Origin of the sequence: Rhizobium chutanense, from assembly GCF_002531935.1 — a bacterium.
GTDB lineage: Bacteria > Pseudomonadota > Alphaproteobacteria > Rhizobiales > Rhizobiaceae > Rhizobium > Rhizobium chutanense.
Genome location: NZ_NWSV01000006.1, coordinates 135,029 through 150,456, shown reverse-complemented (window position 1 = coordinate 150,456; position 15,428 = coordinate 135,029). Strand labels below are relative to the sequence as shown.

The window sequence follows — 15,428 nt, the reverse complement described above, 5'->3', positions numbered from 1 at the left end:
GAGGCTGGGGATGATCGGCGCAAATTGGCCTCCACTCTTGCAGTCGGGCCGATTTCCGTGAAAGAAACATTCGATAGAAAGAATGAAAGGCTTCCCCATGGACGGCGTTACGGTCATCGATCACCCGCTGGTGCAGCACAAACTCACCATCATGCGGCGCAAGGAGACATCGACGGGAAGTTTCCGGCGGTTGCTGCGCGAAATTTCCACGCTTCTCTGTTACGAAGTGACCCGCGATCTCGAACTGACGATGGAAACGATCGAGACGCCGCTGCAGACGATGGACTCGCCGATCCTCGAAGGCAAGAAGCTGGTCTTCGCCTCGATCCTGCGCGCCGGCAACGGCCTGCTCGAAGGCATGCTCGATCTCGTACCATCAGCCCGCGTCTCGCATATCGGCGTCTACCGCGACCACGAGACGCTGCAGCCGGTCGAGTACTACTTCAAGGCGCCCGAGGATGTGGCCGAGCGCCTGATCATCGTCGTCGACCCGATGCTGGCAACCGGTAATTCGTCGATCGCGGCGATCGACAAGCTCAAGGAACGCGGCGCTCACAATATCCGCTTCCTCTGCCTGCTTGCCGCCCCGGAAGGCATCCGCAACTTCCGCGCCGCCCATCCCGATGTTCCCGTCTTCACCGCATCGATCGACAGTCATCTCAATGAGAAGGGCTACATCGTGCCCGGCCTCGGCGATGCGGGCGACCGCATGTACGGCACCAAATAGTTTCAGCCTTCCTTTACCAAATCGAAAGAGTTTTAAGGCCCGGATGGTTCGTTCCGGGCCTTTTTGTATCGATATTAGCGACTTATCAGGATTTGAGGCTTAGCAAGCTTGAAGCATGAGGCCCTGCATGAAGCCGGGTTTATACAGGAAGGATTTCTGTTTCATGCTCGTGCGTACCGTCATATTTGCCAGCATCGCCGCGGTGCTGGCCACACAGGCGCCCTCCTTCTTCGGAAGCACCAGCCAGCAGCCTGCCGACGCCCTCTCCGCCAATTACCTATCGCCTGAAAGCGACAAGCCCGCCGCACCCGCGCCGGTCTCCGCCAGCAATGCGATCCGCCTGCAGGCGGATGCGCAGGGCCATTATACCGGCAGCTTCAAGATCAACGGCAAGCCGGTGCAGGGCCTCATCGATACCGGCGCCACCTATGTCGCGCTCAACGAGACGCTTGCCCGCCGGCTCGGCTACACGGCCAACCAGCTCGATTTCCGCTATGGCGTTAACACCGCCAACGGTCAGACGAAGGCGGCGCATGTGATGCTCGACCGGGTTGAGATCGGCGGAATCCGCGTGCGCGAGGTCGAAGCCTTCGTCCTCAAGGACAATGCACTGACGACGACGCTGGTCGGCATGAGCTTCCTGCGGAAACTCGCCTCCTATTCCGTCGCCGACGGTTCGCTCAGCCTCAAACAGTAGGGATCAGATAAGGCCTGTGATTACCGGTGTCGGCTCCGGCCTGTCCTCGGTGATGCGGTAATGCGCGGCCAGGGCAGCCGCCGCCTTCTCCGCCGCTGCTTCGTCGGCGGCATGAACCAGCGCGATCGGGTCGCCGGCGCTAACGCGGGTGCCAAGCGGCAGAAGTTCGGAGAAGCCGACGCGGTGGTCGATCCGGTCTTTAGGGTGGCGTCTGCCGCCGCCGAGATCGATGACGCTGACACCGATACCGCGGGCATCGCAGGCGGAAAGCCAGCCGGACCGGCCGGCCGGGACAGGTTTTTCCACCGGCGCCCTGACCAAATATCGGTCGGGATTTTCGACGAGATCGGCCGGGCCACCGAGCATGGAGACCATGCGCGCGAAGATCTCGGCCGCCCTCCCCGACGACAAGGCCCGGCGCGCCATCCCGTCAGCTTCCCCGGACGAGGCGGCAATGCCTGACTTCACCAGCATTTCGGCGGCGAAGGCAAGAACGACGGTCGCAAGCCGTGTCTCCGCCTTCCCACCCGCCAGGAAATCCAGGCAGTTGCGCATTTCAACCGCATTGCCGGCACTATCGGCGAGCGGCTGGTTCATGTCGGTGATCAGCGCCGAGGTCTTTACACCGGCGCCATTGGCAACCTCCACCAGCGACCGCGCCAGGATCTCGGCCTGGGCGCGGTCGGCCATGAAGGCGCCGTTGCCGACCTTGACATCGAGCACCAGCGTCTCGAGCCCGGCCGCCAGTTTCTTCGAGAGGATGGACGCAGTGATCAGCGGAATGGAATCGACGGTGGCGGTTACGTCGCGCACGGCATAGAGCCTGCCGTCGGCAGGCGCCAAGGCGCCGGTCTGGCCGATGATGGCGCATCCCGCCTCTTTTACGACCTTGTGGAACAGATCGGCATCCGGGGTGATCATATAGCCTGGAATGGATTCGAGCTTATCCAGCGTGCCGCCGGTATGGCCGAGGCCGCGCCCCGATATCATCGGCACGGCGAGGCCGCAGGCCGCGGCGATCGGCGCCAGCATCAGCGAAACATTGTCGCCGACGCCGCCGGTCGAGTGTTTGTCGGCGATCGGACGGTCGATGTCAGCCCATTGCAGCCGATCGCCGGAGTCGGCCATGGCCAGCGTCAAGGCGACGGTTTCCTGGCGCGACATGCCTTTGAACCAGACGGCCATGGCGAAAGCGCCGATCTGACCTTCAGACAGTTGACCGGCGGCAAGTGCGGCGATGAAGGAGTTGATGTCGGCGGGGCCGAGTTCCTCGCCGTCGCGTTTACGCCGGATGATCTCCTGCGGAATCATCTCAATAGCTCGACGCCGCCGCCGATGCCGGCTGCGCTCCGCCGAGAACCGCCAGGATATCGTCGAGCAGACCGGAAGCGCCGAAGCGGAAGGTCGAGGGCATCGCCCAGTCCGGGGCCATGATGGTTTCGGCAAGGCTCAGATAAAGCGCTGCATCGGCGACCGAGCCGATGCCGCCGGCCGGCTTGAAGCCGACCTTGCGGCCGCTTTCGCGAATGGCGCGGATCATGATGTCGGCGGCTTCGAGCGTGGCGTTGACGGCAACTTTGCCGGTGGAGGTCTTGATGAAATCGGCGCCGGCCTCGATCGCGAGTTCGGAGGCGCGGCGGATCAACGCCGCATCCTTCAACTCGCCGGTCTCGATAATGACCTTGAGGAGAACTGGTCCGGTGCATTCGGCGCGCACCGCCCTGACCATGTCGGTCACCGCCTTCTCATTGCCTGATATGAGCTTGCGGTAAGGGATGACCAGATCGATGTCGTCGGCGCCGTCGGCAATCGCCTCGCGCGTTTCGGCGGCGACATCGGCCACTTCCATATCGCCGGAGGGGAAATTGACGACGGTGGCGATTCGCACGGCATGGCCGGTGCCGAGGATATTGCGGGCCTGAGCGACGAAGCGCGGCCAGATGCAGATCGCGGCGCTGTTGCCAAAAGGCGTCTGCGCACGGGCGCAGAGCGTCTCGATCTGCGCCTCGGTGCAATCGTCCTTCAGATTGGTGAGATCGAGAAGGGAAAGGGCGACCGCCGCCGTCTCCCGGCTGGAATGGCTATTCATTTTCGTGTCCTCTAGAGCATGATGCCGAAAAGTGTGAGCGGTTTTTGGACGCCATCATGCTCTAACTATATAATTGAGAACAGGATTCAGATTTTAGGCCGGCCCGGCCTAAAATCATCCTGTTCTAGCCGCAATCATGTCTTTCAGTATGGCGGCGAGACGGGCGCCGCCGACGGGCGCCATGTCCTTGGTTTCTTCATGGCTGAGTTCGTTGCCGGTCATGCCTGCGCCATAGTTGGTGATAACGGAGGCGGCTGCAACCCTCAGGCCCAGCATTCTTGCAATGATGACCTCGGGCACAGTCGACATGCCGACGGCATCGGCGCCGAGGATGCGCGCCATGCGGATTTCGGCCGGCGTTTCGAAGCTCGGACCGGAGAACCACATATAGACGCCTTGCGACAGCTCGATCTTGAGCTTCGCCGCCGCCTTCTGCATGGCTGCGGCCAGGCCGGCATCATAGGCATTGGTCATTCCGACGAAACGGTGATCGCTTTCCTCGCCGATCAACGGGTTCATGCCGGAATAATTGATGTGATCGGTGATCTGCATCAGCGAACCGGGCGGCATGTCATCGCGCAGCGATCCGGCCGAATTGGTCAGGATCAACGCTTCGACGCCGAGCGCCTTCAGCACCTCGATCGGCAGGCGCATGGCATTGGCATCGCCCTTTTCGTAATAATGCACCCGGCCGGAAAGCATGACCACAGGCTCGCCGCCGAGACGGCCGGCGACGACTTCGCCGGCATGTCCGGAAACGGCGCTGACGGGAAAGCCCGGCAGATCCTTGTAGGGAACACGGACGGCATCGTCCACCTCTTCGACGAGCGAGCCGAGACCCGAGCCGAGCACGATGCCGTGGCGCGGCTTGATGCCGCCGAGCAATGCGGCGAGCAGGTTGACCGTCGCCTTCATCCGAGTTCCGTCTCGAAGCTGAAGGGAAGAAGCTCTTCCATCGTCATGGTCTTCTTCACGCCCGCCTCGTCGCAGAGATAGATCTTTGTGTCTTTCGAGGCGAATTCGGAAATCTTCTGGCGGCAGCCGCCGCAAGGCGGGCAGAGCGGCAGCTTCTCGGCGATCACGGCCATTTCGACGATCTTCCTGGCGCCGCCCATGATCATGGCGCTGATCGCCGTCGGTTCGGCGCACCAGCCTTGCGGAAAGGAGAGGTTTTCGATGTTGGCGCCGGTATAGACCTTGCCGTCCTCGGCGCGGATCGCCGCGCCGACCGGGAATTTCGAATAGGGCGCGTGGGCAAAGGCCATGGCGCCGCGGGCCGCTTCGAACAGGTCGTGAGACATATCAACGCTCCTTCGTATAGGGCACGCCGCCGGCCTTCGGCGGGATCGCCACGCCGATGAAGCCGGCAAGCAGGACGCAGGTGAGGATATAGGGCAGCGCCTGGAAGACCTGAACCGGCACTTCGCCGATCAGCGGCACCTGCTTGCCCTGCATGAAATTCGCCAGCGCATCGAGGAAGCCGAAGAGCAGGCAGGCAAACATCACCGGCACCGGTTTCCACTTGGCGAAGACGAGAGCGGCGAGCGCGATATAGCCCTTGCCGGCCGACATGTCCTTGATGAAGGCGGCGGACTGGGCGATCGCCAGATAGGTGCCGGAAAAGCCGCAGAGGATGCCGGCGCACATGACGGCGCGGTAGCGCAGCCAGGCAACCGAAATGCCGGCTGTATCGACCGCGCCCGGATTTTCGCCGACGGCGCGCAGCCTGAGGCCGAATCGCGTGCGGTACAGCACCCACCAGGAGAAGGGCACCGCGAGGAAGGCGAGATAGGTGAGGATATTGTTGCCTGAGACGACGTTGGCGTAGAGCGGCCCGACGATCGGTATATCATGGAGGGTATCGGCGCCGGGGAGTGTGATCGGTGCGAAGCGCGCCTCCGGCAGCAACTGCGGCGTGCGACCGCCCTGGCCGAACCAGGCCTGACCGAGCACGATGGTGATGCCGGCGATGAAGAAGTTGATGGCCACACCCGAGATGATCTGGTTGCCGCGATTGGTGATCGAGGCAAAGCCATGCACGAGGCTGAGGGCCACCGAGCAGACCACGCCGGCGCCAAGGCCTGCCCAGGCGGAACCAGTGAGATAGGCGACGCAGGCGGCGGCGAAGGCCGAGCCAAGCATCTTGCCTTCGAGACCGATATCGAAAATGCCGGCGCGTTCGGAAAACAGGCCGGCAAGGGCGGTGAAGATCAGCGGAATGGAGAGCCGGATCGTCGAGCTCAGAACGCTGATGAAAATTTCATAATATTCCATCATCCGCTCCTCAGGCTCGCTTGAACTGCTGGTAGATATGCACCATTGCCGGGCGGAACATATATTCCAGCGCGCCGGCGAACAGGATCACCAGCCCCTGAATGACGAGGATCATCTCGCGGGTGATGTTGGGCATTTCGAAGGAGATCCAGTCGCCGCCCTGATAGAGCACGCCGAAAAGGATAGCAGCGAAGATAATGCCGAGCGGATGGTTTCGTCCCATCAGCGACACGGCGATGCCGACGAAGCCGGCGCCACCGACGAACTCCACCTGCAGGCGGGCCGACGAGCCCATGACCGGATTGAGCGCCATCATGCCCGCGAGCGCGCCAGAGAGCAGCATGGCGATGATGATGGTGCGCGCATGCGGCGTGCCGGCATAGTCGGCGGCTGTCGGGCTCATGCCCAGCGTGCGCATATCAAAGCCGAGTTTGCTGCGCCAGACCAGTACCCAGACGAACCAGGCGGCGAACAGGGCGATGATGAAGGAGACGTTGAAGGGGGCCGCACCGAGCTTGGAACCGAACATGGTCATGATCCAGCCGAGTTTCGGAAGCTGTCCGCCTTCGAGGAAGGTGCGGGTTTCCGGCGCCATCTTGCCAGGCACGATCAGCACATGCACCAGCAGATAGACCATGACAGCGGCGGCGATGTAGTTGAACATGATCGTCGTGATGACGATATGGCTGCCACGCTTGGCCTGCAGGAAGGCGGGAATGAAGGCCCAGGCGGCGCCGAAGAGACCAGCGCCGATAACGGCGATCGGCATCGTCACATACCATGGCACATATTTGTCGAGCGCCAGCGCCACCAGCGCACAGCCAAGGCCGCCAATATAGGCCTGGCCTTCCGAGCCAATGTTGAAGAGGCCGGCATGGATGGCAACGGCTACGGACAGGCCGGTGAAGATGAAACTCGTCGCATAATAGAGCGTGAAACCGATGCCTTCACCGCTACCGAAGGCACCTTCGATGAGCAGCGAGAGAGCGGCCAGCGGGCTTTCGCCGATCAGCCAGACGACGAAGCCGGAGATCAGGAAGGCGACGATCAGGTTCAAAAGCGGGATCAGACCGTAATTGATCCAGTTTGGTAGCGGAACGGAAGCAGTGCTCATAAAGGCCTCACGCGGCAATGCCGGCCATCATCAGGCCGAGGGTCTGTTCACCGGCATCGGGCGTCTTCTCGCCGACGACATGGCCGGCAAACATGACAAGGATACGGTCTGAAAGGGAGCGGATTTCATCGAGTTCGACGGAGACGAGCAGGATCGCCTTGCCTGCATCGCGCATTTCGATGATCCGGCGGTGGATGAATTCGATGGCGCCGATATCGACGCCGCGGGTCGGCTGGCCGATGATCAGCATCTTCGGATCGCGTTCGATCTCGCGGGCGACGACGATCTTCTGCTGGTTGCCGCCGGAGAAATTCGCCGTCTTCAGCCGCGGGTTCGGCGGGCGGATGTCGTATTTTTCGATCTTCTCCATCGCATCCCTGCGGATCGCCTCGAGATCGAGCAACGGGCCGCGGCTGTAACCCGGGCGGCGATGGTAGCCGAGCACGGAATTTTCATATTCTTCGAACTTCAGAACCAGGCCCATATGGTGGCGGTCCTCGGGAATATGGGCGAGGCCGAGGTCGCGCAGGCGGGCGGGATCTGCCTTGTCGATCGTCTGGCCGTCGAGAAGGATTTCGCCGGAGGCGGGCTTGCGGATGCCGGCAATCGCCTCCAGCAATTCGGACTGGCCGTTGCCGGCGACACCGGCAATGCCGACGATCTCGCCGGCGCGCACGTCGAAGGAAACATTGTCGACCATGGTGACGCCGCGATTGTCCTTGACCGTCAGGTTGCGGACGGAGAGCACGGCGGCGCCGGGATTGGCCTCGCCCTTCTGCACGCGCAGCAGCACGCGGCGGCCGACCATCAGCTCGGCAAGCTCTTCCACCGTCGTTTCCGCCGTCTTGCGGGTCGCCACCATTTCGCCGCGGCGCATGACGGAAACCGTATCGGTGATCGCCATGATCTCGCGCAGCTTGTGGGTGATGAGAATGATCGTCTTGCCCTGGTCGCGCAGCACCTTGAGGATGCGGAAGAGGTGATCGGCTTCAGCCGGCGTCAACACGCCTGTGGGCTCGTCGAGGATCAGGATCTCGGCGCCGCGATACATGGCTTTCAAGATTTCGACACGCTGCTGCAGGCCGACAGGAAGCTCTTCGATCAGCGCGTCCGGATCGACCTCGAGACCGTATTCCGTTTCCAGCCGCTTGAGTTCGGCACGGGCCGAGGCCACCCCTCTCGCCAGCAGCATGCCGCCTTCGGCGCCGAGCATGATGTTTTCAAGCACGGTGAAATTATCGACCAGCATGAAATGCTGGTGCACCATGCCGATGCCGGTGGCGATTGCCGCCTGGCTGTCGCGGATGGTGACCGGATTGCCGTTGACGCGGATCTCGCCGCTATCGGCATGGTAAAAACCGTAGATAATCGACATCAGCGTCGATTTGCCGGCGCCGTTTTCGCCGATGATGCCGTGGATCGTCCCCTTGGCAACGGTAAGGTTGATGTCCTTGTTGGCATGGACGGCACCGAATTTCTTATCGATGCCGACAAGCTCGATAGCGGGCTTATCTGTCACGGCAGGCTCCAAATAAGAAAAGGGCGTATGGCGAAAATCCCCTCCGCCATACGCCCGATCTCAATCGTCGATTACATCAGGGCGCGGATCACTTCGGGCAAGCATTGTCCGAGGTATAGTCGTGAACCTTGACGGTCCCCGCGATGATATCGGCCTTGGCCTTGTCGACGGCCGCCTGCATTTCCGGCGTGATCAGCGACTTGTTGTTGTCGTCGATCGCTGCGCCAACGCCGTCTTCCTTGACGCCGAGCGCCTGGACGCCAGCGGTGAACTTGTCGTTCTTGGTGTCGCTATAGGCGTTGTAGACGGCGAGGTCGACGCGCTTGACCATCGAGGTCAGCACCGAACCCGGATGCAGATGGTTCTGGTTGGAATCGACGCCGATCGACAGCTTCTTGTTGTCGGCAGCGGTCTGCAGAACGCCGAGGCCGGTGGCGCCGGCTGCCGCGTAAATGACGTCGGCGCCCTGGTCGATCTGGTTCTTGGTGAGTTCGCCGCCGCGAACCGGGTCGTTCCAGGCAGCACCGGTGGTGCCGGTCATGTTCTGGAACACTTCGACATCGGCCTTGGCAGCGCGCGCGCCCTGCTCGTAACCGCATTCGAACTTGCGGATCAGCGGAATGTCCATGCCGCCGACGAAGCCGACCTTGCCTGATTTCGATGCCATGCCGGCGAGAATGCCGACGAGGTAGGAGCCTTCTTCTTCCTTGTAGACCACCGAGCGGACGTTCGGCTTGTCGACGACCGAGTCGACGATGATGAACTTGGTATCCGGGAATTCAGCCGCGACCTTCTCGATCGCCGAAGTCCAGGCGAAGGAAACGGCAACCACCGGATTGAAACCGCGGCTTGCGAAGTTGCGGATGGCCTGTTCGCCCTGGGTGTCGCCGGTCGGCTCGAAGTCGCGATAGGCGATGCCGGTCTCGGCCTTGAATTTCTCGGCGCCGTTATAGGCCGCTTCGTTGAAAGACTTATCGAACTTCCCGCCGGTGCCGTAAACCAGCGCCGGCTTGACATCGGCGGCAAGCGCCGTCGTCGACATGGCAGCCACGGCAAGGAGAGTGAGAAGGGATTTTTTCATTGTGCAGCCCTGTTGTTGCTATTCGTTGGGGTCCTCCCGCAAGCCCTTTTCGGACATGTCTGCGGAACCACCGACCTCCCCCCGGAGGCCTGGCTGCGCGCATCCTTGCATGGCTCACGGAAAAATTCACCAGAAATTTTTCAGGTGGTAAAGATTTGCAGCGATTGCTGAAAATCCATTCCCCGGGGCTGATTTTTAGACATTTCCGCCGCCGGAATGCAAAATTTCCCGCCAATCCGACAGCCATGGCGGGCTTACGGAAACATCGGCGGCCGATCCGACCCGGCCCCGGGCCATGGTGGCAAGGTCGGCTTGCTTATGCCGTGAAACGACCGGCCACCGGCGGCTTCTTATAGCCGATCATCCAGAGAAGCAGCGCGATCACCAGGAAAACCGCAAAGGCCGGCTGGAGCATCAACCACTGGAAGATGAAGGTGTAGAAGCGCGGATGGATATAATAGGAAAGTAAGGATTGCAGCGACGTCAGGGTTGTCGGGCTGACATCCTGCCAGGCATCGGAAATCGGCGTCATCACCACGGTGGACGCCGCAACCGATTGGATCGAATCGATGGTCCCGGCAATAACGGCCGCCGCAAGCGCGACAAGGCTGGCCAGACGCAACAGGAAACGCATCAATTCCTCCGACGCTTCGCTATGCCGGACAATCCCGGCCAACCCGCGCCATTCTCCACCTGGAGAATTACATAGTCTTCGATGAGGTGAAGCACAATGGACGGGCGGAAGCGAGTTTTATCGGAAGAAGTCAAAAAACTGTTAGATTTCGGTTGATCGACAAAAATTCATCGGTATATATCGCGCCGTTCCGACGATTTGCTCCTATCCAGGCGCGAACGCCCAAGAAGGACAGGTGGCCGAGTGGTTTAAGGCGCACGCCTGGAACGCGTGTGTACGTGAAAGCGTACCGTGGGTTCGAATCCCACCCTGTCCGCCATTTTCATTAAAACCGCCGCTTCTTTCCTTCGCAGGGCCGTGCCAGCCTTTCGTAACAATCCATTGCGTGTGGCAGCGGCTCAACGCTCCTGATTCTTGCAGATATTGGAAAACCTGTCAGCGGCTCAGGATGATCGCGACTAGCGCGTCGGCCCGAAAATCGGATCGCTTAGGGCCGGCGCGTAGATTCAGAGTGTTACAGCACGCTTTGCGCGTCTAAAAAGACGTGCCACATTGTAGGTCCTATTCGAAAATTTCCGAGACGCTCGTCGCTGCAACCGCATTCCCTTGACGTCCTCCGATTGGCCGCGGAGCCGCGGAACTCAGCAGTTTGCGAGCCAGGACGATCGAAACGTAGCACAGGCCGAATATCGACGCCCATTGGCAAATCACCAGTATTGCCAAAGCGATGAGGTTCAGTTTTCCGTCCGAGAAGATGCTATCGGGTTCGTATGACATCGATGTTGCTGCCGTCATCAATAGCAAACCACCGATGAAGGGAAGAAAAAGTCCGGCAAACAACCGTAAAAAGGTGGGAACCAAGCCGCGTTTCCCTCGGCTGAAGGCAGCTGAAAGCCCGCTTTTAGAGCCCGCAATTCCGGCAATAGGCCAGGTTCCGACAAGGGCAAGAAGCAGCGGCAGGATGATTGCGATCATCGCAAGACATAGGAGCAGAAACACGTTCTTTGATAGGGAAGTGGCGCCGAATGCGACAGGGACACCAATCCCGATTCCAATGACGACCAGCATGATAAGCAAGTTCTTCCAGATGTAGCCGCCAAACCCACGCATGCCGCTGGTCAGGTTTGAAACTTTCCCCTCTCCATTTAATATTGCGTTCTGAATGAAGAATCCAAAAGACAAGGCAACGAAAAATTGCGCTGAATTGCTTTTGTTTCCACCGCTGTAATCATCAAAAGCAACCAGTGCGCAATTGGCTGCAACAACAACACACACAAACGACAGATTACGTCTTACAAAAGAAATCGCTTCACCTAACATTGCACCCCGCCATTCCTCGACTCTGGATGGAAGATATCGCCATTAAAGCATGACGCTGTCAAACGCTGAGTCTTTATTGGCAAGTTCGTGCACGGAAGGGCGGATCAAGCGAACCCGCAAAAGCCCATCGGCAGCCGCATCCGTCGAGGTGTTCGCCGACGGCACCGCCCCCATCGACACCCTGACGACTCTCGCAAGATTCCTGATTTTTTACCATGCGAGTTCACCGCGTCTTTGCACGTTTGGGTTTAGGTTCTGCCAAACCAAAAAATAGAGGTAAAACAGGTGGAAGAACTTTCGGTGAAGTCGAAGATCATCAAATCCGTCTATTTCAGCCAGGACGACGGGCGGCTGAGGATTTGTTTCAAGAATGGCGAGGAGCGCCTGTTCGATGGTGTTCCCTCCTCGGAAGCCCACGCGATGACGGCAGCGCCGTCTCCAGGCCACTATTATCTCGACCGGATCAGAACCCGGTTTCGCAGACTGGCGGCCTGAAAGCCTGGGGATGCTGCCGGCCCCACGGTGCAGGACTGCGCGGGATCGGAACAGGTCCGGTGGATATTAACCGGCCGTTAGCCATCGATAACATCTGGGTTGGATTGCACCGGCCGGAACGCGGCAACGTGTCGGCGCTGCCGGCCTGTTCAAGGTCGGTCAGCCCGGGAGGCTTGGCGGCGGACCCCAGCCAGGAAGCCGAGCCTCCCCGTCACCTGGGCCGGGTGAGCCCTAGTCACCCCCGAATTAGCGCATTGGGGCTAATCCTGTGAAAAACCCGAATTATCGACTCCGGACTCGACAATGCTTTATTAGCATGATTGCATAAATCCTATCGGATAGGACCGGGGGGTGATGATGTTCGAGAATCTGCTGGAGATGCAGGAGCGAGGCGTACGGGACCGCGCGCGCGGCCGCAGCCTGGACGACAATCCGATGTCGAAGCCGGATGTCCTGCCGATCACCGATTTCCAGGAATGGTATTCGATGTTCGACGCCTGGCGCTTCGGCTGGTCGATCGAGGATGCGATGGCGGGGCATATCGATATGCCCCGGGACGGCCGAGCCTCGGCTCGAGCCTATACCAGGACGGTCTGATCGACCCTGTCCTCGGCGCCGAAGAATTTCAGGTAACGTTCGACCTCCGCCGGTTCGCCGGTCGCCTTCTGCGGATTGTCGGAGAGTTTTACCGCCGGACGGCCGTTGGCGTCGCTGACCTTGCAGACGACCGAGATCGGGTTGAGGCCGGATATTTCGGTCGGCGCGCAACCGGAAAAATCGTTGGTCAGATTGGTGCCCCAGCCGAAGCTCATGCGCACGCGGCCTTCGAAATGCCGGTAGGTGTCGATGATGGCGTCGACATCGAGACCGTCGGAGAAGATCAACAGCTTCTGGCGCGGGTCGCGGCCCATCTTCTTCCACCAGTCGATGATCTTTTCGCCGCCCTCGATCGGCGGCGCGCTGTCCGGGCGGAAGCCGGTCCAGTCCGCCACCCATTCCGGCGCGTCGCGCAGGAAGGCAGCCGTACCAAAGGCATCCGGCAGGACGATTAGAAGATTGCCGCCATAAAGCTTGTTCCAGTCGCGCAGGATCTTGTAGGGCGCATTGCGCAGCTGCTCGTCGGTTTGCGCAAGGGCGGCAGCCACCATCGGCAGTTCGTGGGCATTGGTGCCAACGGCTTCGAGATCGGAATCCATCGCCAGCAATACGTTGCTGGTGCCGGTAAAGGCCGGGCCGATACCTTCCTTCAGCGCCTCGACGCACCAGCGCTGCCAGAGGAAACTGTGACGGCGGCGGGTGCCGAAATCGGAGATGCGCAGGCCGGGCAGTTCCTTCAGCCGTTCGACCTTCGACCACATCTTCGCCTTGGCGCGGGCATAAAGCACGTCGAGGGTGAAGGGACCGAGCGCCTTCATCGCCGAGCGCGACCTGAGTTCATTGACGATGGCGAGCGCCGGGATCTCCCACATGGTGGTTTCCTTCCAGGACCCGTGGAAATCCAGAACATATTGCCCGTCCTTCTTCGACAGCTCGTATTCGGGAAGCTGGAAGTTGGAAAGCCAGGCGAGGAATTCCGGCTCGAAGATCTGCGCGCGGCCGTAGAAGCTGTTACCCGCCAGCCAGATCATCTCCTTCTTGGAGAGTTTCAGCGTGCGGGCATGGTCGAGCTGTTCGCGCAATTCGCCTTCGTCGATCTCATCGGCGAGGCGCACGCGCTTGGTGCGGTTGATGAGCGTAAAGGACGCGTTGACGTCTGGGTAGAGCTTCCAGATCATCTGCAGCATCAGCAGCTTATAGAAGTCGGTATCGATCAGGCTGCGGACGATCGGATCGAGCTTCCAAGCGTGATTGTAGACGCGTCTTGCGATATCCGTCCTGGCCATGAAATTCCTGCCCCTGTCCACTCCGGTCAGGTGCTGCCAAGTTCCCGAGTGCTGCCAAGTGCTGGGCCGGCGCACGAAACCGGCTCGTGCGCCTTCTTATCGAAAAATCGGCAGAGAAAGTCCAGACAAATCAATAAACGTCCCGCCGCGTTACGGCGGCGGGACGCGGGTGATCATCTGGCCAACGCTCATTCCGGCGCTCATTGCGCCGGCGCGGCAGGTTGGACCGGCGTTGCAGGCGTGGCACCGGGGGCTGCCGGGGCAGTGCCGTTCTGCAGCGTTGGCGCAGGCGCCGTCTCAGGCTGCCGCGACTGCAGCTGCTGGCCGGGCTGCTGCGGCGCCACCTCGCTTGCTTCGCGCTTGCCCCAGATCTCGACCGGTATCCAGACCACGAAAGCGAGCACGAGCGCGGCAAGCAGCACCAGCAGGATGCGATAACCCATGCGCCCCTGCCTTGCCTTCACCGGCGGGATCTGCTCTTCGCGATGAAGCTTGCCGTCGGACTTTTCCCAGCGTGTTTCGGTCTGATGCGCCATCATCGTCTCCTTCCGCTGTCTTGACGGGCCGGTCCGGCCCGAAAGAATTTCCGCAGAAGAAACGGGTGGGTGTCGGGAAGGTTCCGGGAGGAGCTCAATAGCCGACGGCGCGGTCGACCACGAATTGCAGCGGTTCGCCGCGTTCGAAACGGGCGATCTGCGCTTCGACATGACGGAACAGGGCGTTTTCTTCGGAGACCGCCGCGTCATGCGGCGTGATGAAGACGTTCTCCAACGCCCACAGGGGATTGTCGGGGCCAAGCGGCTCCGCCTCGAAGACATCGAGGGAAGCGCCGCCGAGAATACCGTCCCGGACGGCGGAAACGATATCGGCCTCGACATGGCTCTTGCCGCGGCCGGCATTGATGAAGACCGGGCGCCCCAGCGCGCCATAGCTGTGGAGCTTTTTGAATAGCCCGCTATCGTAAAATCCTGTCGTCTCAGGCGTCAGCGGCAGCAGGCCGACGAGGATGTCGGTCTTGCCGAGGAAGCTGTCCAACTCGGCGGCATCGAAGGTTTCGACGCCGGCGATCTCCTTGCGGGTGCGCGACCAGCCGATGACGTTGAAACCCATGACCTTCAGCTTGGCGACCGCATCCTGGCCGAGAATGCCGAGGCCCATCACGCCGACCGTGATCTCCGCCGCCTCAGGCGCGATCAATTTTGCCCATTCACGCCGGCGCTGGTGGCTGTCATGGGCATATTGTCCGCGCAGATGCATCAGGCATTGCATGACCACCCATTCGCTCATGCGAGCCGTCAGGCTGCGGTCGACGAAGCGGACGATCGGGATCGCGGGCAGGCCGGCCATACCGATGATATGGTCGACACCGGCACCGCCCGAGAAGATCACCTTGAGGTTCGGTGCCCGCGCGAAAAGGTCGGCGTCCGGCTTCCAGAGCAGCGCATATTCGGCCTCGCGGAGATCGCGCGCCCGGTCGGACGGATCGGCGAGATTGATGCTGCCGCGATCGGCAAAGGCCGTCTTCAGCACCCGGGCGACGCCTTCGGGATTGAACTTGATATCGACGAGGATGGGAGGGTGTGCGGACATGATCT

17 protein-coding genes and 1 tRNA gene are annotated in these 15,428 nt (G+C 60.9%); 5 read left to right on the top strand and 13 right to left on the bottom strand.

Annotation, left to right across the window (positions count from 1 at the left end):
* The first annotated feature begins 97 nt into the window (after positions 1 to 97).
* Together upp and CO666_RS12365 are read left to right on the top strand one after the other, a co-directional pair.
* On the top strand, positions 98 to 727 hold the full coding sequence (gene upp, locus CO666_RS12370) for a uracil phosphoribosyltransferase (RefSeq protein WP_097612413.1): 630 nt from the start codon (positions 98 to 100) through the stop codon (positions 725 to 727).
* 127 nt (positions 728 to 854) lie between these two features.
* Complete coding sequence (locus CO666_RS12365) at positions 855 to 1,424, top strand: TIGR02281 family clan AA aspartic protease (protein ID WP_097612412.1); 570 nt, start codon at positions 855 to 857, stop codon at positions 1,422 to 1,424.
* Positions 1,425 to 1,427: 3 nt separating this feature from the next.
* On the opposite strand, the gene deoA is transcribed toward CO666_RS12365, so the two are convergent.
* The 9 genes from deoA to CO666_RS12320 all read right to left on the bottom strand — a co-directional run bounded on the left by deoA (position 1,428) and on the right by CO666_RS12320 (position 10,135).
* Positions 1,428 to 2,735, bottom strand: coding sequence for a thymidine phosphorylase (deoA, locus tag CO666_RS12360; protein ID WP_097612411.1), 1,308 nt, complete (start codon positions 2,733 to 2,735; stop codon positions 1,428 to 1,430).
* Position 2,736: 1 nt separating this feature from the next.
* On the bottom strand, positions 2,737 to 3,513 hold the full coding sequence (gene deoC, locus CO666_RS12355; protein ID WP_097612410.1) for a deoxyribose-phosphate aldolase: 777 nt from the start codon (positions 3,511 to 3,513) through the stop codon (positions 2,737 to 2,739).
* Positions 3,514 to 3,627: 114 nt separating this feature from the next.
* Positions 3,628 to 4,428 carry a purine-nucleoside phosphorylase gene (locus CO666_RS12350; protein ID WP_097612409.1) on the bottom strand — a complete coding sequence of 267 codons (801 nt, stop codon included), beginning with the start codon at positions 4,426 to 4,428 and terminating at the stop codon, positions 3,628 to 3,630.
* Positions 4,425 to 4,814: a cytidine deaminase gene (locus tag CO666_RS12345; RefSeq protein WP_097612408.1), complete on the bottom strand. Its 390-nt coding sequence runs from the start codon at positions 4,812 to 4,814 to the stop codon at positions 4,425 to 4,427. Before CO666_RS12345 ends, CO666_RS12350 begins: the two co-directional genes overlap by 4 nt.
* 1 nt (position 4,815) lies before the next feature.
* On the bottom strand, positions 4,816 to 5,787 hold the full coding sequence (locus CO666_RS12340) for an ABC transporter permease (RefSeq protein ID WP_097612561.1): 972 nt from the start codon (positions 5,785 to 5,787) through the stop codon (positions 4,816 to 4,818).
* A gap of 10 nt (positions 5,788 to 5,797) precedes the next feature.
* Positions 5,798 to 6,901 (bottom strand): ABC transporter permease, encoded by a 1,104-nt coding sequence (locus CO666_RS12335; protein WP_097612407.1) that lies wholly within the window; start codon positions 6,899 to 6,901, stop codon positions 5,798 to 5,800.
* 7 nt (positions 6,902 to 6,908) lie between these two features.
* Positions 6,909 to 8,420: an ABC transporter ATP-binding protein gene (locus CO666_RS12330; protein WP_097612560.1), complete on the bottom strand. Its 1,512-nt coding sequence runs from the start codon at positions 8,418 to 8,420 to the stop codon at positions 6,909 to 6,911.
* A gap of 88 nt (positions 8,421 to 8,508) precedes the next feature.
* Positions 8,509 to 9,501, bottom strand: coding sequence for a BMP family lipoprotein (locus tag CO666_RS12325; RefSeq protein WP_097612406.1), 993 nt, complete (start codon positions 9,499 to 9,501; stop codon positions 8,509 to 8,511).
* 316 nt (positions 9,502 to 9,817) lie between these two features.
* Positions 9,818 to 10,135 carry a hypothetical protein gene (locus CO666_RS12320; protein ID WP_097612559.1) on the bottom strand — a complete coding sequence of 106 codons (318 nt, stop codon included), beginning with the start codon at positions 10,133 to 10,135 and terminating at the stop codon, positions 9,818 to 9,820.
* 229 nt (positions 10,136 to 10,364) lie between these two features.
* On the opposite strand from CO666_RS12320, the gene CO666_RS12315 reads away from it, so the two are divergent.
* Positions 10,365 to 10,454 (top strand) — tRNA-Ser (locus tag CO666_RS12315).
* A gap of 242 nt (positions 10,455 to 10,696) precedes the next feature.
* Here CO666_RS12315 and CO666_RS12310 read toward each other — a convergent pair.
* The gene (locus CO666_RS12310) at positions 10,697 to 11,455 is read right to left on the bottom strand and encodes a hypothetical protein (RefSeq protein WP_097612405.1); all 759 of its coding nucleotides are present in this window, start codon (positions 11,453 to 11,455) and stop codon (positions 10,697 to 10,699) included.
* 285 nt (positions 11,456 to 11,740) lie between these two features.
* On the opposite strand from CO666_RS12310, the gene CO666_RS12305 reads away from it, so the two are divergent.
* Both CO666_RS12305 and CO666_RS12300 read left to right on the top strand, forming a co-directional pair.
* Entirely contained in the window at positions 11,741 to 11,950 is a 210-nt protein-coding gene (locus tag CO666_RS12305) for a KTSC domain-containing protein (RefSeq protein ID WP_097612404.1), read from the top strand.
* 357 nt (positions 11,951 to 12,307) lie between these two features.
* Positions 12,308 to 12,547 (top strand): CrpP-related protein, encoded by a 240-nt coding sequence (locus CO666_RS12300; protein ID WP_097612558.1) that lies wholly within the window; start codon positions 12,308 to 12,310, stop codon positions 12,545 to 12,547.
* Here the strand turns inward: CO666_RS12300 and pncB are convergent.
* The 3 genes from pncB to CO666_RS12285 all read right to left on the bottom strand — a co-directional run bounded on the left by pncB (position 12,529) and on the right by CO666_RS12285 (position 15,423).
* On the bottom strand, positions 12,529 to 13,833 hold the full coding sequence (gene pncB / locus CO666_RS12295) for a nicotinate phosphoribosyltransferase (protein ID WP_097612403.1): 1,305 nt from the start codon (positions 13,831 to 13,833) through the stop codon (positions 12,529 to 12,531). The genes CO666_RS12300 and pncB overlap by 19 nt on opposite strands.
* Before the next feature lie 200 nt (positions 13,834 to 14,033).
* Positions 14,034 to 14,372: a hypothetical protein gene (locus CO666_RS12290; protein WP_179869673.1), complete on the bottom strand. Its 339-nt coding sequence runs from the start codon at positions 14,370 to 14,372 to the stop codon at positions 14,034 to 14,036.
* A gap of 91 nt (positions 14,373 to 14,463) precedes the next feature.
* Positions 14,464 to 15,423 (bottom strand): 2-hydroxyacid dehydrogenase, encoded by a 960-nt coding sequence (locus CO666_RS12285; RefSeq protein ID WP_097612401.1) that lies wholly within the window; start codon positions 15,421 to 15,423, stop codon positions 14,464 to 14,466.
* Positions 15,424 to 15,428 lie beyond the last annotated feature (5 nt).

What these genes read in the sequence shown, in the direction of transcription:
- CO666_RS12335 (WP_097612407.1), bottom strand. Translation starts at nt 6,901, where the DNA reads ATGAGCACTGCTTCCGTTCCGCTACCAAACTGGATCAATTACGGTCTG.
- CO666_RS12300 (WP_097612558.1), top strand. Translation starts at nt 12,308, where the DNA reads ATGTTCGAGAATCTGCTGGAGATGCAGGAGCGAGGCGTACGGGACCGC.
- CO666_RS12345 (WP_097612408.1), bottom strand. Translation starts at nt 4,814, where the DNA reads ATGTCTCACGACCTGTTCGAAGCGGCCCGCGGCGCCATGGCCTTTGCC.
- CO666_RS12320 (WP_097612559.1), bottom strand. Translation starts at nt 10,135, where the DNA reads ATGCGTTTCCTGTTGCGTCTGGCCAGCCTTGTCGCGCTTGCGGCGGCC.
- CO666_RS12290 (WP_179869673.1), bottom strand. Translation starts at nt 14,372, where the DNA reads ATGATGGCGCATCAGACCGAAACACGCTGGGAAAAGTCCGACGGCAAG.
- pncB (WP_097612403.1), bottom strand. Translation starts at nt 13,833, where the DNA reads ATGGCCAGGACGGATATCGCAAGACGCGTCTACAATCACGCTTGGAAG.
- CO666_RS12285 (WP_097612401.1), bottom strand. Translation starts at nt 15,423, where the DNA reads ATGTCCGCACACCCTCCCATCCTCGTCGATATCAAGTTCAATCCCGAA.
- upp (WP_097612413.1), top strand. Translation starts at nt 98, where the DNA reads ATGGACGGCGTTACGGTCATCGATCACCCGCTGGTGCAGCACAAACTC.
- deoA (WP_097612411.1), bottom strand. Translation starts at nt 2,735, where the DNA reads ATGATTCCGCAGGAGATCATCCGGCGTAAACGCGACGGCGAGGAACTC.
- CO666_RS12325 (WP_097612406.1), bottom strand. Translation starts at nt 9,501, where the DNA reads ATGAAAAAATCCCTTCTCACTCTCCTTGCCGTGGCTGCCATGTCGACG.
- CO666_RS12365 (WP_097612412.1), top strand. Translation starts at nt 855, where the DNA reads ATGAAGCCGGGTTTATACAGGAAGGATTTCTGTTTCATGCTCGTGCGT.
- CO666_RS12350 (WP_097612409.1), bottom strand. Translation starts at nt 4,428, where the DNA reads ATGAAGGCGACGGTCAACCTGCTCGCCGCATTGCTCGGCGGCATCAAG.
- CO666_RS12310 (WP_097612405.1), bottom strand. Translation starts at nt 11,455, where the DNA reads ATGTTAGGTGAAGCGATTTCTTTTGTAAGACGTAATCTGTCGTTTGTG.
- deoC (WP_097612410.1), bottom strand. Translation starts at nt 3,513, where the DNA reads ATGAATAGCCATTCCAGCCGGGAGACGGCGGCGGTCGCCCTTTCCCTT.
- CO666_RS12340 (WP_097612561.1), bottom strand. Translation starts at nt 5,787, where the DNA reads ATGGAATATTATGAAATTTTCATCAGCGTTCTGAGCTCGACGATCCGG.